Origin of the sequence: Rhodococcus sp. WAY2 (assembly GCF_009859915.1) — a bacterium.
GTDB lineage: Bacteria > Actinomycetota > Actinomycetes > Mycobacteriales > Mycobacteriaceae > Rhodococcus_F > Rhodococcus_F oxybenzonivorans.
Genome location: NZ_CP046572.1, coordinates 4298439 through 4317879 on the forward strand (window position 1 = coordinate 4298439; position 19441 = coordinate 4317879).

Sequence of the window (19441 nt, forward strand, 5' to 3'; positions counted from 1 at the left end):
CGCCCCTTTCCGAAAGGCATGACATGAACGACCGTGACACGACACGCGGTGACAACGCCACGGACAGGAATGAGCTGTTCATCGGTGGCCGATGGGTGGCACCGAAGTCCGGAGGCACCGTCGATGTCATCGAGGCAGCCACCGAGAAGGTACTGGGCACCTCCGCGATGGCGTCCGAAGCCGACATCGATGCGGCCGTCGCGGCCGCGCGCACCGCACTGAGTGGTCAGTGGAGTGCGCTGACCAACGTCGAGCGGGCCGATCTGCTCGACAAGTTCGCTGCCGCCCTCAAGTCACGCGGGCGGGACACCTCCCGGCTGGTGAGCCGGGAGAACGGTATGCCGATCGCCCTTTCGGGCGGTGTCAACGGTTTCGGCCCGGCAGCCATGATCTCGTACTACGCAGCTCTGATTCGCGATGCGGCCAACGAGGATGTGCGGCCGAGCGCCTTCGGTGGCCGCACCGTCGTGCGTCGCGAGCCGGTGGGTGTGGTCGCGGCCATCACGCCGTGGAACTACCCGCAACCGCTTGCGGCGATGAAGCTGGCTCCCGCACTGGCGGCGGGGTGCACGGTGGTGCTCAAGCCCGCCCCCGAGACGGCGCTCGACGCGTTCGTGTTCGCCGAGGCCGCGGTCGAGGCCGGTCTACCCGACGGCGTGGTCAACGTTGTGCCGGCCGGCCGCGATGCCGGCGCCTATCTGGTTTCCCATCCGGGAGTCGACAAGGTGGCGTTCACCGGATCCACCGCGGCAGGTCGCGCCATCGGTGAAGTGTGTGGCCGGTTGCTGCGTCCGGTCACCCTCGAGCTCGGCGGCAAGTCCGCGGCGATCGTCACCGAGCGCGCCGATCTCGACGTGTTCGTCAAGAATTTGCTCGAAGTGTCGCTGGTGAACAACGGTCAGACCTGCCACGCGAGCACCCGGATCCTCGCCCCCCGCTCGCGGTATGACGAGGTCGTCGACGCCGTTACCGAGACCGTGCGGGCACTGACCGTCGGCGATCCGCTCGACAAGGCCACCGAGATCGGTCCGCTCGTCTCGGCCGCGCAGCGTGACCGCGTGCTCGGCTACATCGAGGCCGGCCGTGCCGCCGGCTATCGCATCACCACCGGCGGCGGCACACCCGCCGCGCAGCCGCAGGGGTGGTTCGTCGAGCCGACCGTGTTTGCCGGCGTCGACAATTCCGCCCGCATCGCGCAGGAAGAGATCTTCGGCCCGGTGCTGACCATCAGCGCGTACGACGGTGAAGACGCGGCCGTCGCCATCGCCAACGACTCCGAATACGGCCTCGGTGGCACGGTCTGGACCACGGACGAGCAGCACGGTCTCGATCTGGCGGCTCGAATCCACAGCGGCACGGTGGGAGTGAACTACTACGCCCTCGACCTCGACGCGCCGTTCGGTGGCGTCAAGTCGTCCGGGCTGGGCCGCGAGCTCGGCCCGGAGGGACTGGCACCGTACTTCACCTCGAAGTCGGTGTACTTCGGAACTCGCTGACGACAGCGTATTCCGCGACGAGCAACCACTTTGGAGCGCATGATGGCACTACCTCTGCAGGGTGTCCGGGTATTGGAGCTGACGGACGGATTCGGGGACACGGCGGGGCGGTTTCTCGCCGACCTCGGCGCCGAGGTCGTCCGCGTCGAACTTCCGGGAGGATCGGCCTCGCGCACGGCCCAGCCGATACGGGACGGTGTGAGCATCCCGTTCGCGCTGCGCAACGCCAACAAGCGCGGCATCGTGCTCGACCTCGACACGGACGACGACCGGGAACGGCTGCGCTTGCTGGCACAGCGCTCGGACATTCTCCTGGAGTCGTTCCCGCCGGGCTTTCTGGCCACCCGTGGGGTGGGAGCTGCAGACCTGTGCCGCGTCAATCCCGCGCTCGTGGCCGTGTCGATCACCGGTTTCGGTCAGAACGGTCCGTATCGCGACTGGGCGGCGACCGAGCAGGTCCTTTATGCACTGAGCGGTGTGCTCTCGCGCTCCGGTGAGCCGGGGGAGGCCCCGCTGCTGCCGCCGAACGGGCTGATCGACGAATCGGTGGGTGTGCATACGGCGTGGTCCGCACTGCTCGCCTATTACGACCGGTTGCATACCGGCCACGGGCAGCTGGTCGACATCTCCGCGTTCGAGGTCATCGTGCACGGTTTCGATCCCGGTTTCGGTGTGCAGGGCTCCGCTGCCGCGGGTCGATCCGAGGACTTCCCGCGGGGCCGACCTGATGCGGCAAACTTCTACCCGGTGTATCGGTGCGGCGACGGGCAGGTGCGAATCTGCCTGCTCGCGAAGCGTCAGTGGCAAGCGATGTACGAATGGTTGGGTCGGCCGGAAGAATTCGCGGATCCGAAATACGACACCATTCCCGCCCGATTCGCCGCATCCGTGCGGCTCAATCCGCTCATCGAGCAGCTGTTCAGCACGTACACCCGCGACGACCTCGTCGCGGAAGGTGCTGCGCGCGGAATTCCGATCGGCGGCCTCAACACCGTGGCCGAGGTATTGACCACCGAGCACTTCGCTGCGTCCGGTACATTCGTCGACGCCGAAATCGCTTCCGGCCTCACTGCTCGGGTCCCGTCCGGATACGCGAAGATCAACGGCGAACGCGCCGGCTTGCGCTCCCGTGCACCGCAGCTCGGGGAACACAACGATCTGGTTCTCCGCTCGGCCGGGGCCGACACCCCCGTTCCGATTCCCGCATCGCAGCGCGAGCCGGGTGCACGACCGTTCGAGGGACTTCGGGTCCTCGATATGGGTGTCGTGGTGTTCGGTGCGGAGCTCGGGCGCCAGTTCGCGGACAACGGTGCCGACGTCATCAAGATCGAGAACTCTCAGTTCCCCGACGGGCTGCGCCAATCCAAGCGCGGCGCTGCGCTGGCGGCATCCGTCGCCTGGGGCCATCGCAATCGCCGCAGCCTCGGGCTCAACCTGCGCAGCCCCGAGGGTATCCGCATCTTCAAGCGGCTGGCTGGGGAAGCGGACATCGTGCTCGCCAATTTCAAGCCCGGCACCCTTGCGTCGATGGGTCTGTCGTACGACGAGCTCGCCGCGATCAATCCGCGCATCATCGTGTCGGAGAGCAGCGCCTTCGGCGGTGTCGGCCCGTGGAACAAGCGACTGGGCTACGGTCCGTTGGTTCGGGCAGCCTGCGGCGTCTCGGCGCTCTGGCGATACTCCGATACTTCCGACGGATTGTGTGACGGCTCGACGGTCTACCCCGACCATATCGCCGGACAGGTCACCGCCACCACCATCCTCGCCACGTTGATTCACCGGCTGCAGACTGGACGCGGTGCCACCATCGAAGTCGCCCAAGCCGACACCGCGATCGTCCAACTCGGCAACCAACTCGTCGCCGAACACCTCGCACCGGGCTCGATCAGCGCCCCGGGCAATTCCGATCCGTACTCGGCGCCCTCCGGGGTGTACGCGTGTGCGGGCGACGACGAGTGGTGTGTTGTCACCGTCCGCGACGACGCCGACTGGGTCGCGCTGTGCGGGGTGCTCCGACGCCCCGACCTCGTCGACGATCCGCGTTTCGCCACCGCCGAGCTCAGAATTGCGCACCGGGCCGAGGCCGACGAGGTGCTGGCACAGTGGCTGCTGCTGCGCACGCCGACCGAAGCGATGGATACGTTGCAGGCCGCCGGGATACCGACCGGCGCGATGATCCGGCTCCCGGACCTGTTGACCAATCCGCACCTGACCGCGCGCGGTGCCTACACCGAGCTCGAACACGAGCTGCTTCCGGCGCCGCTTCCGACGGCCAAGCAGGTGGCGCACTTCGCGGCCTTGCCGGACTGGCCGCTGCGACAGGCACCCGTGGCAGGTGCGCAGACATGGGAAATCTGCGAGGAAGTGCTCGGTCTGAGCACAGTCGAGATCGATTCGCTCGTGCACGACGGTGTGCTGCAACCGCCCGCGGATGATCCGGCGCTGTCACCGGTCTCCTCCACGGTGTGACACAGCAGAGAAGGTCCCCGGATATTTTCTCCGGGGACCTTCTACTGTTCGGACTGCGTTCCCGCGACCGGGTTGACGGAGATCAGTGCGTCGACGGCGTGAACGTGATCGGTAGCTTCTCGCATCCGCGGACCTGGGACGAATGGAAGACCGCGGGGTTGCCCGGAACCAGCGCGTAGTCGGGAATTCTCCTGTGGATCTCCTCCATCGCAAGTCGCAGCTCGAGCCGCGCGAGATGGGAGCCGAGGCAGCGATGCGGACCGGCGCCGAAGCCGATGTGCCGGTTGGGGTGCCGTTCGATCTGTAACTCCTCAGGGCTGTCGAACTCGTCGTCGTCGCGGTTGGCGGACGTCATGACGACCAACAGTTGATCGCCGGCCTTGATGGAGACACCACCGATCTCGGCATCCCGGGTCGCGCGACGCCCGCTGCTCGTGGCGGTCTCGATCCGCAGGATCTCCTCCACAGCCGACGGAATCAGCGTCGGGTCGTCGATGATCGCCTCGCGCTGCTCGGGGTTGTGCGACAGGTGGATCAGTCCCCAGGCGAGAGCACCCTGGACGGTGTGCAGTCCCGCGACGAGCAGCAGGAAGAACATCCGGCTCAGTTCCTCGTCGGTGAGTGGCCGAGGTGTTCCGTCGACGTCGAGCGGGGTGTTGATGATCTGCGCGGTAAGGCTCTCGGAACTGTCGTCACCGGATCGAACTCGTGCGACGACCTTCCCGAAGTACTCGTAAATCTCTCCGGCGGCCTTCGCGCGCGCCTCGGCCGATTCCGCCTCGCTCGCCCCGGGGATCCCCTGAAGGGTGATGTCGGTCCACTCCGTGAATTGTGGCGCGTCACTCAGCGGCCATCCCATGAGCGCAAGGAAAATCCGAGTCGGCAGCTCGTGTGCGAACTCCGAGATGAACTCGCATTCGCCCTTGTCGGCGAATTGGTCGATCAACTCGGTGATGATTTTCCGGATCTCCGGCTCGAGCGCCTTCATCTGCTTGGGACTGAACAGCGGCTGCAATGCCTGCCGGTAGTAGCTGTGTTCGGGCGGATCGAGCTCGAGCGGAAGGAACTTGCCCTGCGCGGCATTGAGCAGATTGTTCGGAAAGCTCGAGAATGTCTCCGGATCCTGGAGTACTTGAAGCGCTTCTTTGTACCGCGTGACCACCCAATGCCCCCCGTGATGCGGGGAGTAGAGGACCGGCCCTTGCTTGCGCAGCGCGGCGACGCGCTCCTGGAACACGTCGGCGGGCACGGCCAGGGACGGGTCGTACACATCGAAGTCGGTGATCAGATGTTCGGGGATATCGAGCTGTGTCGTCGTCATTGGCGATCCTTCGCGAGGGAGTGGTCCCGGGATCACCTCGGCGGGGAGGTGATCTTCCGGGCGTCAGGCGAGTTCGCGCTGTGGCGAGCGCGAAGGCCGACGTGAGAAGGGCGATTGCCCTGAGTTGAAGGTAGATCAGCTCTTTCCCACCGGTCAAGGGTGAATGGGCGCCAGATCCAATTTGGTAGGGAATCGCTGCCGCGTAGCAGGTTCCGCTTGACCGCTTAACCGATAGGGTTTAGATTGAGCGATGTGACGCACGGCACTATGGTGCTGCTGGCGAGTCGCGTACCAACGCGGCCCTCTGTGCACCTTGTGAGCTTGTAAGTGCGAGCAGATCGTCTGTGTAACAACAAGTGTGGTGGTCCGAGCCGATTGCTTTCGTGCCTCGTAGCCGGACGGCTCGCGCCATCATCACCATTCTGCGGCGCATCACGCCACGACCGACAGGAGATCTGACATGGAACCGAAAACTGGGAATAACGGGTCGGCCGTGAACATTGCGCCGGCCTCGAGGAAGGCACCCCTGCGCTGCGGAGTGTTCCTTCCGCCGTATCACAATCCGCGGCGGAACCCCACGATGGCGATCGAACAGGACCTCCGCCATGTCGAGGACCTCGATCGGCTCGGATTCCATCAGGTGTGGTTCGGGGAGCATCACAGTGGTGGGTACGAGGTCGGGCCCTCGCCCGAGTTGATGATTTCGGCAGCCGCGCAGCGTACGTCGCGCATCGAGCTGTGCAGTGGCGTCATATCCCTTCCTTACCACCATCCGTTGATGGTGGCCGATCGCATCACCTTTCTGGACCACATGACCCGTGGCCGCATACGTATCGGAGTCGGGCCGGGCGCGCTCGTGGCCGATTCGCAGATGATGGGCATGGACTACAACCTGTTGCGACCGCGGATGGAAGAATCGCTCGACGCCATCCTGGAATTGCTCAATACGTCGGGACCCGTCGACCGGAAGACGGAATGGTTCTCTCTCGAGGACGCGCGAGTCCAACTCGGCCCCTATTCTTATCCGGGGGTACCGATTACTGTGGCGGCCGCGATGTCGCCGTCCGGCCCGAAGCTGGCCGGCAAGTACGGGCTCGGTCTGCTGTCTATCGGTGGTACGAGCGCCAAGTCGGTCGAGTTGCTCGCCCAGACCTGGGATATCACCACCCATGAGGCGAATGTGTACGGGCAGAGCGTCGATCGGAACGATTGGGCGATCGTCGGCAACATCCATATCGCCGACACTTTCGAGCAGGCCGTCGAAGATACGCGGTACGGGCTGCGCGACTTCATGGACTACCGCCACGTCGTCACCCCGATGAAGATGATCGAACCGGGCGAGGAAGTCGCGCACGAGGAACTGGTCCGGCGTGTCAACGAGTCCGGATACGGCTGCATCGGCGATGCGAACGATGCCATCGACTACATCCAGAAGATCATCGACCGCACTGGTGGATTCGGCACCTTCCTCGCGACAGCACACGACTGGGCAGACATCGAGGCAACCTCGCGCATGTACCGCATCCTCATGCGCGACGTCATGCCCCGATTCACGGGCACCTGCGAACCGCTGCTGAACTCCTACCACTGGACGCAGGCACGCAAGGAAGGCTTCAGCGAGCGCTTCGCGACCGGCATCAGCCAGGCGACACAAGACTACGAACGCGCGAAGAGCGCAGGGTAGTACGTCCGGCAATTCCTACATCACTACCCACTTCGAATCAGGAGAATCGATGACCTCTCTCGACGGACTCGACGGAAAAGTTGCAGTCATCACCGGCGGCGCACGAGGACAGGGCCGCTCACATGCGCTCACTCTTGCCGCTGCGGGGGCAAAGATCGTGGTCTGCGACATCGCGGCACCGATCGGCGAGGTGCAGTACGCACTCGCGACACGGGATGATCTCGAGGAGACGATCCAGCTGGTCAAGGAAGCCGGTGGCGAGATTGCCGGCATGCAGGCGGATGTCCGGAGCAGTGCAGATATGAGGGCTGTCGCGGATCTGGCCGTCTCTCAGTTCGGACGTATCGACATCCTGCTGGCAAACGCTGGCATCCACGATCACGCAGAGTCGACGATCGAGATCGAAGACGACGCGTGGCAGACGATGCTCGACGTCAACCTCACCGGCGCGTGGAAGGCGTGCAAGGCTGTCGTCCCCGTGATGATCGAGGGTGGCCGCGGCGGATCGATCGTGATCACCTCGTCGGTCGACGGGCTGGGTGCTTCCCCGTCGTGGGGGCACTACGGCGCCGCGAAGCATGGCCTGCAGGGGCTGAAGGACACCCTCGCATTCGAGCTCGCCGACCACAACATCCGTGTCAACACGGTGAACCCGACAGGAGTCAATTCGCCTATGGCGGCCGGCCTGTCGAAAGTGCTGCCGCACGTGGTGCGGAAGTGGAAGCACAACGACCGCACGAATCTGCTGGACGTGATGATGCTCGAACCGCAGGACATCTCCGACGCCGTGTTGTGGCTCGTTTCCGACGCCGCGAAGTACGTGACCGGAATCGACCTGCCGATCGATGCGGGATACCTGACCAAGCACTGATCGTCGGGTTCCCCACGACGCCCGCCTGCAGCAGAAGGAAGCGAAATGCCGATTCACGAGAGTGGAGCGATCCGATGACGCCCGGTGCCGGTACAGCACGCGAGTTTCCGGCAACGGCTCTGGCCGGTCCGTACGCAGACGGCCTCGACATGCCGTACTGGGAGGGCCTGCGGGCGGGTGAGCTGAGGCTGCAAAGGTGCGGCGAGTGCGACCTGTGGATCTGGGGACCGCGGTGGATGTGCGGCCGGTGTCAGGCGTTCGACCCGAAATGGACTGCAGTGGAACCGGTCGGACGAATCTTCTCGTGGTCGCGGACGTGGCACCCCTTCATCCCGGAGCTGGCCGACGAGTTGCCGTTCGTCACGGTTCTGGTCGAACTACCGCATGCCGGGGGACGACGAGTACTCGGTCTGCTCGCCGAGAATGGTGACGGTGACATTGCCATCGGTGATGGGGTTGCGGGGATCATCCAGCAGCCCGCCGATGCACCATGGCCGGTGCTTCGTTGGCGCCTGGCGAGCACTACCACCGAGACCGAACGGGGAACCGGGCGATGACCGATACCTTTCTCCGTGGTGCCGCAGCCGTTGTGGGTGCCAGTGAATTCCATTACAAGCGAGGAGAATCGCCGGACAGCGAACTCCGGATGACTTTGCGAGCCATCGTCGAGGCTGCGGCTGACGCCGGTGTGTCACCACGCGACATCGACGGATTCGTCTCGTACGGGGGCGGCGACAACGACGGGACGGTCGTGGGTGCGTCGCTCATGTCACCCCGGATCCGATGGTCCACCATGATCTGGGGTGGTGGCGGAGGTGGTGCTGCCGCGGCGATCACCAACGCGGCAGTCGCCATCGCTGCAGGACAAGCGCGGTGCGTCGTGGTGTATCGCGCCATGGCACAGCAGGATTCCGGCCGACTCGGATACGCCAAGCATCACTTCGACGGCCATATGCTCCCGCACGGGGTCGGATCGCCGGCGCAAGCCTGCGCGCTGCGCACCCGACGGATGCTCGAACACGACGGTGTTCCGGAATCTGCGATGAGATCCCTGGTTCTCGCCGACTACTTCCACGCGCAGCGCAACCCGTACGCCGCCGCGTACGGCCGCCCGCTCGCCGAAGCCGAATACGAAGCATCGCGGATGATCGTCGAGCCCTACCGGCTGTACGACTGCTCACGGGAGAACGACGGGGCTGTGGCGCTCGTCCTGGTCGCCGCCGATCGCGCCGAGAAACTTTCACCCAGTCCAGCCTACGTGCTGGCCGGCAGTCAGGGTGCGGTCGGCGGATACGCTGTCGACAGCGAGAACGATCTCGACTACACCTCGGCCGGATTCTCCGGAGCCGCCGGAGTTGCCGAAACCTTGTGGGCAGACGCCGACCTCGGTCCCGACCAGGTCGACGTCGTCCAGGTATACGAGAACTTCAGCGGCTCGGGTGTGGCTGCACTGATCGATCACGGTCTGTGCCCACCCGGTGCCGAGGCCGGCAAGGTCATGACCTTCGAGAATCTGACCGCCCCGCACGGGCTGCTCCCGGTGAATACCAGTGGTGGAAACCTCGCGGATTCGTTCGTCAACGGAATGGGTCTGGCAGTCGAGGCCGTGCGCCAGGTGCGTGGAACCTCCACCAACCAGGTTCCCGATGCGCAGGTCTCGCTCTTCATCGGCGGGCCCATGGCCGCATTGTCGAGCTCGGTCCTTCTCTGCACGCGCGATGTGCTGTGAGCTGAAAGGAAGCATGACATGAGCACCGATACCGACACCGACACCGAAGGCGTCTCGATCGCCGAACGAATCGTCGGGGCCTGGGAACTGGTCGAGTACTCGACGACCTCCGACAGCGGGAAAGTCGACTACCCTCTCGGTCCCGAGGCCCGCGGATTGATCATCTACTCGGCGGACGGGTTCATGTCGGCGCAAGTCATGCGCCCTGGCCGAACCCTGTACCGCTCGCGCAACGTCCACAGTGGCGAGATCAGCGAACGGAGCGAGGCTGCCGGGGGATACCTTGCGTATTCGGGGCCCTACCACGTCGACGAGGATCACTCCGCCGTATGGCACGAGATGGCGGTATCGCTGTACCCGAACTGGCTCGGTGAGAACCAGAAGCGGCATGTGCGCTTCGACGGTGACCGAATGACCCTGTCCTCGGATCCATTGGTGTTCCGCACCACGACCCTGTCACCGGCACTGGTGTGGCGACGACCCGCACCCCGTACGGGACGGACCACGTCGTGAACGGGGTACAGCTCACCGTGGCCGTGGACCTGTCGACGCCAGACGCGCCGGTCGACAGCACCATCGTGGTGCGGCGCCCGGATGACCCCCGCACAGTGCGAATTACAGCCCCGAACCTTCGAGAGGCGCAGAAGAAGTGCGCCTACATTCGGGCCGCGGGCGACACATCCGGTGGCCGGGTCGACGTACTGCTCGACGTCGTCGTCCATATCGCGCCGGACGCTCGCACCGCGCGGTTCGAAGCCGGCACAGGACAGAGGCGCCCGTCCACAACTGGCATGACGGAAGGCGACACCGTCGTCTACGTCGGAACGCCGAGCGGCCTGGCAAGTCTGATCCTCGACATCCGCGCGGCGGACATTGCCGACGGTGTCACTGTCGTTCCTGCTGTCACGGAGAGGAACACACGCGATGCATGTGTGCAATTACTGCTGCATGAAGTGCTGCCTATCCTCGATGCCCGCAGCCCTATCTTCCACCACACCACAATGAACGGCGGAGGAACCCATGCGGATCGTGGTTGACGAGACTTCCGGTAAGTCACAGTTCCGGCTCGAAGACGCCGACGAGTTCGGCTCCCTCCATATCGAACCGGCCGACCCGAAGTGCAGAATCTGGGCAGACCGACTCTCGCCCCTCGGCCGACCATCCGGCGCACAGCAGGTCTTCGTCAAACCAGACACGATCCGCGCCCTTGCGGGGGAGCAGGCATTGGACCCATCGTGGTTGGCGCGATTCGAAGCAATGATCGAGTTCGCTGATCGGCGTGGATGGCTCAGTCCTGCAGGCGAGATCAGGGTGCACATCGCACTGAGAGTATGAGAGGACCACACGTGTCGACACAATCGGGCAGCAGCACACAATCGGCAGTGAACACGCGGGCGCTTCGCGACGTTCTGGGACATTTCTGTTCCGGCGTGACGGTGGTGACGGCGATGGTGGGTGACGAACCGGCTGGGTTCACCTGCCAGTCGTTTTCGGCGTTGTCGCTGGATCCACCTCAGGTCTTACTGTGCCCGAGTCGGCGTTCGACGAGTTGGCCGGCGATCCGTACTGCCGAGACATTCTGTATCAACGTTCTTTCCTCGGGTCAACGCGATCTCAGCGACCGCTTCGCGAAATCGGGCGGACCCAAATTCGCCGGAGTGCAGTGGCGACCGGCCGAGCGCGGCGCGCCGATTCTCGAGGGGGTGGCTGCGTGGTTCGAGGTGGCGCTCACTGCAGAGCACGACGGTGGAGATCACCTCATCGCCGTTGGCGGCTTGCTCGATTTCGGGTCCGATCCGGTGACGGAGCCACTGGTTTTCCATCGGAGCCGATACGGCGGGGTCGTGGAGCTGAGTCTCGGGTCGATCGAAAGTGGGACATGATGGGGAGACCGGCAAAGCCTCTGATCAGCCGGAGTGCGACCATCGCGGCAAGCATCGAGATCATAGACACCGAAGGCATGGATGCGTTCAGTCTGCCGCGCGTGGCCAAACAGCTGAACGTAAGTACCTCCTCGTTGTACCACCACTTCGCTGATCGTCGTGAGCTCATGACCGAGGTGGCGAAGGAACTGATGACCGGGGCGACGGTGCCCGAGTATTCGTCGGGTACGGACTGGGTGGAGTGGTTCGTCGAACTCAGCCTCAATTACCGCGACGCGATCCTCCGTCATCCCAATGCCGCCCTCGTGTTGGTGCAATTCCTTCCCCGGGATGTCCTGACCCGAACGTATGAACGGTGTGCGCGAATCCTCGAGGACGGGGGCGTTCCGGCGCGACTCCATGTAGTGATATTGGACGGTCTGGAGAAACTCGCTCTCGCAACCACTCTGAGCGATCTGATGCGCGATCCGGTCGGCAGCACAGAGGTCTTCCCGAAGGTCGATGAGCGTAGACACCCGACCCTCGCCCGCGCGCTCGAGGCCAACCAGTGGTCGTCGCGCGAGCTTTTCGTGGTCACTATCCGCGGATTCCTTGCCGGGGTGCTGGGTCTAGCCACGACGCCGGTAAGTGACGAAAGCCTGCGAGATCTGCTCGGATCGTGAGTGTGGAGTCGCTGCACCGTAGTGCTTTTCGGTGTGCGTGCGATTCAAGGCGCCGGTAAATTCCATCAACTCAATTCTACGGAGAGAACCATCGTGAGCCTGGAACTATATGTGGATGGCAAGTGGATTGCCTCCACGAGCACGGAGCGAATCGACGTCGTCAACCCGACCACCGAAGAGCCCATCGGGAGCGTCCCTGCCGGAGCCACCGAAGATGTCGATATGGCGGTCGCTGCCGCACGACGGGCCTTGGGCAAATGGTCGCAGACAGCCCCGCACACGCGGGCCGAATTCGTGTCGCGTCTGGCCGACGAACTGGAGCGGCGACAGGACGACATCACCGACACCGTCGTCGCCGAGGTCGGCACGCCACGCAGGGTCGCTCGGTGGGCCCAGGTCGGACTGGGCATCGTCGATCTGCGGGAGGCAGTGACCGCGGCGAAGGACTTCCCGTGGGAAGAACCGCTCCGCAACTCCCTTATCGTGCGTGAGCCGGTCGGCGTGATCGGATGTATCACGCCCTGGAACTACCCGTTGCACCAGATCACCGCCAAGATCGGCGCTGCGCTCGTGGCCGGGTGCACGGTGGTCGTCAAGGCCAGTGAGGTAGCTCCGTTCACTGCCCACGCTCTGGCAGAGGCGGTCGAAGCGGTCGGGATCCCGGCCGGAGTTTTCAATATGGTGCACGGGTACGGTCCGATTGTGGGTGAGACCATCGCCGTTCACCCGGATATCGACATGATCAGCTTCACCGGATCGAACTCGGTCGGTAAGCGAGTGCTGGAACTGGCCGCCGGGACCGTGAAGCGGGTGTCGGTCGAGCTGGGTGGCAAGAGCGCCGCGGTACTGCTCGATGACCTCGATGTCGAGGAGTTCGCGAAGGCCGTGCCGCACACCGTGCGTGCCTGCTACATGAACGGCGGGCAGTCCTGCAACGCGCAGACTCGCATGCTCGTACCGCGCTCGCGCCTGTCCGAGGCAGAAAAGCTCGCCGCCAAGGCAGTGGCGGCATATGCCCCGGGCGATCCCACGAGCGGCGACACGAAGCTTGGACCCATGGTGACCGCAGCTCAGCGCGAGCGGGTGCTCGGCTACATTCGTGCCGGCGTCAAGGAGGGCGCGAAGCTCGTCGCCGGCTCGGTCGACGCACCTGCCCGTACCGGATTCTTCGTCCAACCCACAGTGTTTTCCGAGGTGGACCCGGACAGCACGATCGCCCAGGAGGAAATTTTCGGTCCGGTGCTGTCGATCATCGCGTACGACACGACCGAGGAAGCGATCGACATCGCGAACGGAACGATCTTCGGTATTGCCGGCGCTGTGTGGTCCGCCGACCCCGAGCGCGCGAAGTCGGTGGCGCGCAGACTGCGTGCGACGCAGATCGAGGTCAACGGTGGAAAGTTCAATGGCGCCGCACCGTTCGGCGGATTCAAGCAATCCGGCCACGGGCGTGAGGGCGGGGCATTCGGCCTCGAAGAGTTTGTCGAAATCAAGAGTCTGCAGCTTTAGCGACGGTCTTGTGGGCCCGCAGCGGTCCCCGAAGGAGTGAGCACGATGGTCTACACCGATCTGCCGTACGACGAGGAGACGAAAGCGGGTTTTGCCCGGGCGATGTTCGATCACCTCGACAACGGCACCACCGATATGGCACCGGAAATCCTCGAGGTCGATCCGCGCGTCTACACCGATCCGGAGCTGGCGGCGCGGGAGCGCAGAGAACTGTTCGGGTATGTGCCGATCATCGCGGCACACAGTACCGAACTGCCCGGAAACAACGACTTCGCGACCGTCCAACTGCCGAACAACGAAGTTGTTCTCGTTCGGCAGGCGGACGGGAGAGTGCGTGGCTTCGTGAACACCTGCCGGCATCGAGGAGCGCAGCTCGTTCCCGAGGAGAAGGGTTCGAAGCGCATCTTTTCGTGCCGCTACCACGGGTGGGCGTATGGCAGCGATGGCAGGCTGCGGTCGATCGCGGACGAGCCCACGTTCGGGACGGTCGATCGTAGTTGCATGAGTTTGCTGGAGGTTCCGGTCGAGGAACGGCACGGCTTCGTCTGGGTCATCGACTCCGCCGCGGGTGATCGCAAGATCGACATCGCGGAGTGGCTCGGCCGCGAGTTCGACGAGTCCCTCGCCGCCATGGAAATGGACAAGTACCACTGCCATATCGCCCAGAACTTCGATGTGGACATCAACTGGAAGGTGCTGATGGACGCCTTCCTCGACGGCTACCACATCACCTCGACCCACGCCGGAACCGTTGCCCCGTACTTCTACAACAACGCGCAGGCGTGGGAGCCGATGGGAAGGCACGGACGAATGGTCACCGCTCGCAAGAGCATCGACTCGGTGCGCGATGTGGCACCCGAGGATGCCCCCATCGATCGGCATATCACCGTTGCTCACTTTCTGATGCCCAATATGTCGGTGCTCCGTCAACCGGATCATCTGGAGGTGCTCAACTTCGTCCCCGCCCCGGGCACAGCCGTCGGGACTCGGATGCAGATGCGTTTGCTCACTCGGGAGCCGGTGGTCACGGACGAGCAGAAGGCGCGGTGGGACAAGAACTGGAAAATCCTCATGGCCGTGCTACGCGACGAGGACCTCGTGGTCAACGAGGGCCTGCAGAAGTCCGTGGCGAATACAGATGTCGGACCCCTCTATTTCGGACGCAACGAGATTGCCAACCAGCACTTCCACCAATGGATGGGGCGCGCGTTCGCAGATCCGCGCAAGTGGGGCTGAGCTCCTTCGCACCCATGGTGTGAATACCGCGCCATCCGTGCAGTCACCGAAACCGAACCCCGATACACACGACCCGAAGGAACCCAACATGTCGCAGATTTCTGTCCCGGGGAAGGAAAGGGCCGTCTCGGGTGCCCGATCCGTGGTCCTCACCTGCTTGGCCATTACCATCCTCGACGGTGTCGACCTCATCATGTTCGGCGCGGTCCTGCCGACGTTGCTCGAACTGGAACAGTGGGGGATCACCACTGCATCGGCGGGGTTGATCGGCAGCCTGTCCCTGTTCGGCATGATGGCCGGAGCTATGCTGGCCGGCTACATCACGGATCGCATCGGGCGACGACCCGTGGTACTTGCATGCATCGTCAGCTTCAGCCTGTTCACCGGGTTGTGCGCCATTGCGCCGAACTTGGAATCGTTCGGCCTGTTCAGGCTGCTGGCAGGGCTCGGCTTCGGCGGAGCACTCCCCACTCTGATCGCGCTCACCCAGGAATACGTCAAGGTCGACCGGCGACAGTTCTACAACGGTGTTATTCAAACCGGTTTTCCCATCGGCGGGTGCGTCGTCGCGATTGCCGCGATTTTCATGATTCCTGCCTTCGGCTGGGAATCGATGTTCGCAGTGGGCGGCCTTCTGGGGGTCGTGTTGTTTGTCATCGCGTACCGAAACCTGCCCGAGTCGATTGCCTTCCTCGCAAGCAAGGGTCGGCACGACGAGGCCCGCGAACTGGCACAGCGCTATTCCATCGATGCCGGCGCCGAATCCGGCATGGCACTCGAGAGGTCGAAAAGTGGGAGTACCGGCTCCCCCTCGGGGCTGCGGCTCCTGTTCGCCCCCGGCTACAGGATCGCGACGATCATGTTCCCGCTCATCACCTTCTTCGGTCTTCTCGTCTCATACGGCATGAACACCTGGATTCCTCAGATGCTGAGGTCCTCCGGCTATGACCTCGGGTCTGCATTGACATTCCTGCTCGCATTCAACATCGGCAGCGGGTTCGGCATGGTGGTCATCACCGGTCTTGCGGATCGGCTGGGATCGCGTCCCGTCATTTCCGTGAGCTTCGTCTTCGGGGCGCTCGCAGTGTCCGCCCTGACTCTGCAGCCGGCACAGGCGCTCGTGTTCGGACTGGTTCTGCTGATCGGCTTCTGTGCCTCGTCGACGACGGGCGTATACGGATTCGTCGGAGTCTTCTACCCGGCGGCCGCCCGTGGCACGGCGCTCGGGCTGGCAGTGGGTCTCGGCCGGCTCGGCGGTGTCTGCGGTCCCATACTCACCGGAATGATCATGAGCTCTGCACTCGGAGCCGACTGGGCCTTCTACGCCTTTGCGTTCGCCGGAGTGGCTGCCGCAGTGCTGGTGTCGTTGGTTCCGCGGAAGAACAAGACCGTGTCCGAGACGGACGTGTCTGTAGAGAAGGCCACGGAGCCTGCCTGATCACGACTGTTTCCGATGTGATCGAGCCGACGCGGTGGCTTGTACAACCTACGTGCATTAGATAATCTTGTGTGACGTCGAACATGTTCGGGGGACTATCGAACTTCTCGGTCGCCGACGTGCTGTGAGCGTCCGACCGCACGAGAGGCACAGAAAGGCTGACCGGCATGAGAATGAAGACAAGACTGAGCTGTCCGTGTGGCGCCGCGATCACCGGCAGTGACGAAGACGACCTGGTGGTGAAAACCCAGGAGCATTTGAGCGAGTCGCATCCGGGCATGGAGTACTCACGCGACGAAATTCTGTTCATCGCGTACTAGCACCGCTGTATCTGTGACACACGGCTATCCGGTCCCATCTCTGTTGTCCCGCTGTCCGATGACAGCTTCCATTCATCCGAACACATTCCCGAACACAGGAGACTTCATGAAACTCGAAGGTAAGGTCGCGCTGATCACCGGTGCCGGTTCCGGCCTGGGACGCGAGGCGTCGCAGCTGTTCGCCGCGGAGGGCGCGAAGGTCGCCGTGGTCGATATCGATCCGGAGCGCGCCAAGGGCACGGTCGAGCTGGTCGAAAAGCAAGGCGGTTCGGCGATCGCGGTCACCGCCGATGTGCGAGTCGAGCAGCAGGTGATCGAGGCGGTGGCGGCCACCGTGGCCGCATTCGGCAAGCTCGACATTGCGTGGGCCAATGCGGGCATCATCTCGCGTGGTGGCGTGCCGTCCGTCGCCGGTGGCGAGCAGGTCGAGTTCCAGGATCTGACGGACGCGGATTGGCAGGACGTCATCGGCGTCAACCTGTCTGGCGTGTTCTACACCGCGAAGGCTGCGGTGCCGGCGCTGCGGGCCAACGGCGGTGGTGTCATCCTGGCGACGTCGTCGGCGGCGTCGTTCGTCGCGTACCACAGCATCGCGGCGTATTCCGCGACGAAAGCCGGTGTGAACGGTATGGTTCGGGCCCTGAGCCTGGATCTCGGCAAGTATGGAATCCGCGTCAACGCGATCGCGCCGACACACGGAATGTCGCCGAACTTCCTCGCCCCGGCGGGTACGCCGGTCGTCGGCCAGTCCTATGAGGAAGTGGCGGGTCCGTGGGAGCCGAGCGTGTCGCCGATTCCGCTCAAGCTCAACCGTCCGCCGTCACTGAAGGACAATGCTCGAGCAGCACTGTTCCTGGTCTCGGACGAGTCCGCGTACATCTCGGGTGTCACATTGCCGACGACCGATGGCGGCACGTTGTCTCGCGTGGCCATGATGTTCCCCGAAGACGGGAACAACCCTCCGCCGATGGTCACCGGCGAAGAGTAACGATCATGACTGCCCACGACACGAAAAAGGAATACGGTACGCGCCGCCTCGTCGTGGATCGGTCGGTGTGCGCGGGACACGGTTTGTGTTACAGCCGTTCCCCCGAGGTCGTCGACTGTGACGATTCCGGGTATCCGGTGATCCTTCAGGACGCACTCGCGCTCGACGAGCACATCGCAGCGGCCGAGGAGGCCGTCGCGGTGTGCCCCGAACGGGCGTTGACACTCGAATAGTACTGTCGGAACGCGTGCCATCCGAACGGCGCGTCGATCGCTCACGAACCACGTGGACGCTCGACGCGCCGTTCGGCTTTCGCAGGGTGTTCTCGACCTCTCCCAGGCGAAGGCCGGCGACTGAGGAGATTCACCGCAGGTGCGTCTGACGCTCCCGTTCACTTCGGAACTCTGAGTCGAGATGAGGAAGGGGACCCGATCGTGATCGGGTCCCCTTCGTGATGTGAGCGGAAACCGGCGTCCGTAGTTCCGCGAGTGTGAAGGCCAGGTATCAGCTCTCGTTGACGAGTTTCTGAATTGCGCGGCGGAAGACCTGGTTGGCGACTTCGTTGCGGCCGAGGAGCATGTTGCCGGCGTTTGCGCTGTCCATGGCAACCTGTGAATCTCGCAAGATCGGGAAGTCCTCGTTGTGGAGCACTGCTACCAGGATCTCGACGTTCTTGTCCCAGATCCGGTTCCAGCGCTCCTCCGTCATGCCGCTCTCTTCGAGCGTAGGCGCGACCAGACGAATCTCCATGTGGCAGCGCTGCGGATCACTGCGGTGAGGGCGGAAGGTGAGCAGCTGGAAATGGTCGGGTTGCTTGAGCAACGTACTGTTGGGCCCCACCAGGTGGCTTTCCGTGATGTGCTCGGCGAGACTGCGATCGCCGGGGTCCTCCTCGATCCATCGGTCGATGGTCTTGCGGAGATTGAGGAATCGGCAATGATTTCCGAAGTCCTCGAAGGCCATGATATTGGTGTGGATGTGCTTTGCGGCGGTGTTGGGGTGCGCGTACTGGATGTGGTACCCATCGAGGAACGCGTCCTGCATCAACTTCCAGTTGATGGGCTCGTCGAAGCGTTGAACCCGAGTGGTCACCATCTTGTCCATGCCGTAGGACCCCATGATCGAGTCCATCTCGGGGCCGAGCCAGTCGGCGACATCGATGGTTGCGTCGGCGTCGTCGACCACCCAGACGAAGCCGTGCCGCTCTTCGGTGGGTAGTTGGACGAGGTTGCGTTCGGAGCGGTCGGCGTCCCCGAACGTGTTGTCGCGGGTGATGGTGCGAAGGCTGCCGTCGGTATCGTAGGACCAGCGGTGGTACGGGCAGGAGAACAGGCGGCAGCGACCCTTTTCCTCCTTCTCGACCATGGCCCCGCGATGACGGCACTGGTTCACGAGGGTTTTGACGCTGCCATCGCGCTGGCGGACGATGATGACGTTGTTCCGCGGTAACTGCAGGGTGACGAAATCTCCTGCGCGGGGGATCTCGGAGCCGTGGATGATGATCGACGGAACCCGGCCGAATACACGCTCACGTTCGATCTTGGCGATGTCCGGATCGGTGAACTCGACGGGTTCGAACCACGTGACGTGCTCGAACTCGTCGGTGGTGTCGTTGCGCAGATGGTCGAGCGCGCGACGGATGCGTTCCTCGCGGGGGATTCCGACCTCTGTCATGGCTGCCCTCCAGGCTGTGGTGCGATGGCGAATCGATGATCCTAAATCTAACTTATGTAGATTTAGCTGTAAACCCCGGGTTGGGTCCTCGGGTAGGTTTCGACCATTGCGATCCAATACCGATTGGCATTAGATTTATGGGAACGAACCGGCAGATGAGG

General features: G+C 63.7%; 19 protein-coding genes. 17 read left to right on the forward strand and 2 right to left on the reverse strand.

Features of this window, described 5'->3' with window-relative positions; translation table 11 throughout:
* Window positions 1–23: 23 nt before the first annotated feature.
* Complete coding sequence (locus tag GFS60_RS19715; RefSeq protein WP_159923833.1) at window positions 24–1496, forward strand: aldehyde dehydrogenase; 1473 nt, start codon at window positions 24–26, stop codon at window positions 1494–1496.
* Between the two features lie 39 nt (window positions 1497–1535).
* Window positions 1536–3965 (forward strand): CaiB/BaiF CoA transferase family protein, encoded by a 2430-nt coding sequence (locus GFS60_RS19720; protein ID WP_159923835.1) that lies wholly within the window; start codon window positions 1536–1538, stop codon window positions 3963–3965.
* 82 nt (window positions 3966–4047) lie between these two features.
* Here the strand turns inward: GFS60_RS19720 and GFS60_RS19725 are convergent, their stop codons facing one another.
* Window positions 4048–5286, reverse strand: a complete 1239-nt coding sequence (locus tag GFS60_RS19725; protein WP_159923837.1) for a cytochrome P450 — start codon at window positions 5284–5286, stop codon at window positions 4048–4050.
* 460 nt (window positions 5287–5746) lie between these two features.
* On the opposite strand from GFS60_RS19725, the gene GFS60_RS19730 reads away from it, so the two are divergent.
* The 15 genes from GFS60_RS19730 (at window position 5747) to GFS60_RS19800 (ending at window position 17839) form a co-directional block, all read left to right on the forward strand.
* A complete protein-coding gene (locus GFS60_RS19730; RefSeq protein WP_159923839.1) occupies window positions 5747–6970 on the forward strand; it encodes an LLM class flavin-dependent oxidoreductase in 1224 nt (407 codons plus the stop codon).
* 49 nt (window positions 6971–7019) lie between these two features.
* Complete coding sequence (locus GFS60_RS19735) at window positions 7020–7841, forward strand: mycofactocin-coupled SDR family oxidoreductase (protein ID WP_159923841.1); 822 nt, start codon at window positions 7020–7022, stop codon at window positions 7839–7841.
* Window positions 7842–7915: 74 nt separating this feature from the next.
* Window positions 7916–8398, forward strand: coding sequence for a Zn-ribbon domain-containing OB-fold protein (locus GFS60_RS19740; RefSeq protein ID WP_159923843.1), 483 nt, complete (start codon window positions 7916–7918; stop codon window positions 8396–8398).
* A complete protein-coding gene (locus GFS60_RS19745; RefSeq protein WP_159923845.1) occupies window positions 8395–9570 on the forward strand; it encodes a thiolase C-terminal domain-containing protein in 1176 nt (391 codons plus the stop codon). The genes GFS60_RS19740 and GFS60_RS19745 overlap by 4 nt, the downstream gene beginning before the upstream one ends.
* 18 nt (window positions 9571–9588) lie before the next feature.
* Complete coding sequence (locus GFS60_RS19750; protein ID WP_159923847.1) at window positions 9589–10083, forward strand: lipocalin-like domain-containing protein; 495 nt, start codon at window positions 9589–9591, stop codon at window positions 10081–10083.
* Complete coding sequence (locus tag GFS60_RS19755) at window positions 10080–10607, forward strand: hypothetical protein (protein ID WP_236603208.1); 528 nt, start codon at window positions 10080–10082, stop codon at window positions 10605–10607. The genes GFS60_RS19750 and GFS60_RS19755 overlap by 4 nt, the downstream gene beginning before the upstream one ends.
* Complete coding sequence (locus GFS60_RS19760; protein ID WP_159923851.1) at window positions 10591–10905, forward strand: hypothetical protein; 315 nt, start codon at window positions 10591–10593, stop codon at window positions 10903–10905. Before GFS60_RS19755 ends, GFS60_RS19760 begins: the two co-directional genes overlap by 17 nt.
* 11 nt (window positions 10906–10916) lie before the next feature.
* Window positions 10917–11453, forward strand: coding sequence for a flavin reductase family protein (locus tag GFS60_RS19765; RefSeq protein WP_159923853.1), 537 nt, complete (start codon window positions 10917–10919; stop codon window positions 11451–11453).
* Window positions 11453–12115: a TetR/AcrR family transcriptional regulator gene (locus tag GFS60_RS19770; RefSeq protein WP_159923855.1), complete on the forward strand. Its 663-nt coding sequence runs from the start codon at window positions 11453–11455 to the stop codon at window positions 12113–12115. The genes GFS60_RS19765 and GFS60_RS19770 overlap by 1 nt, the downstream gene beginning before the upstream one ends.
* Window positions 12116–12208: 93 nt before the next feature.
* Window positions 12209–13624 carry an aldehyde dehydrogenase family protein gene (locus tag GFS60_RS19775; protein ID WP_159923857.1) on the forward strand — a complete coding sequence of 472 codons (1416 nt, stop codon included), beginning with the start codon at window positions 12209–12211 and terminating at the stop codon, window positions 13622–13624.
* 45 nt (window positions 13625–13669) lie between these two features.
* On the forward strand, window positions 13670–14860 hold the full coding sequence (locus GFS60_RS19780) for an aromatic ring-hydroxylating oxygenase subunit alpha (protein WP_159923859.1): 1191 nt from the start codon (window positions 13670–13672) through the stop codon (window positions 14858–14860).
* Between the two features lie 88 nt (window positions 14861–14948).
* Complete coding sequence (locus tag GFS60_RS19785) at window positions 14949–16298, forward strand: MFS transporter (protein WP_159923861.1); 1350 nt, start codon at window positions 14949–14951, stop codon at window positions 16296–16298.
* A gap of 167 nt (window positions 16299–16465) precedes the next feature.
* Window positions 16466–16618 carry a DUF1059 domain-containing protein gene (locus GFS60_RS19790; protein ID WP_374433466.1) on the forward strand — a complete coding sequence of 51 codons (153 nt, stop codon included), beginning with the start codon at window positions 16466–16468 and terminating at the stop codon, window positions 16616–16618.
* 106 nt (window positions 16619–16724) lie between these two features.
* A complete protein-coding gene (locus GFS60_RS19795; protein WP_159923863.1) occupies window positions 16725–17606 on the forward strand; it encodes an SDR family NAD(P)-dependent oxidoreductase in 882 nt (293 codons plus the stop codon).
* Between the two features lie 5 nt (window positions 17607–17611).
* Window positions 17612–17839, forward strand: a complete 228-nt coding sequence (locus tag GFS60_RS19800; protein WP_159923865.1) for a ferredoxin — start codon at window positions 17612–17614, stop codon at window positions 17837–17839.
* A 271-nt stretch (window positions 17840–18110) separates the two neighbouring features.
* On the opposite strand, the gene GFS60_RS19805 is transcribed toward GFS60_RS19800, so the two are convergent.
* Window positions 18111–19280 (reverse strand): aromatic ring-hydroxylating oxygenase subunit alpha, encoded by a 1170-nt coding sequence (locus GFS60_RS19805; protein WP_159923867.1) that lies wholly within the window; start codon window positions 19278–19280, stop codon window positions 18111–18113.
* Window positions 19281–19441 lie beyond the last annotated feature (161 nt).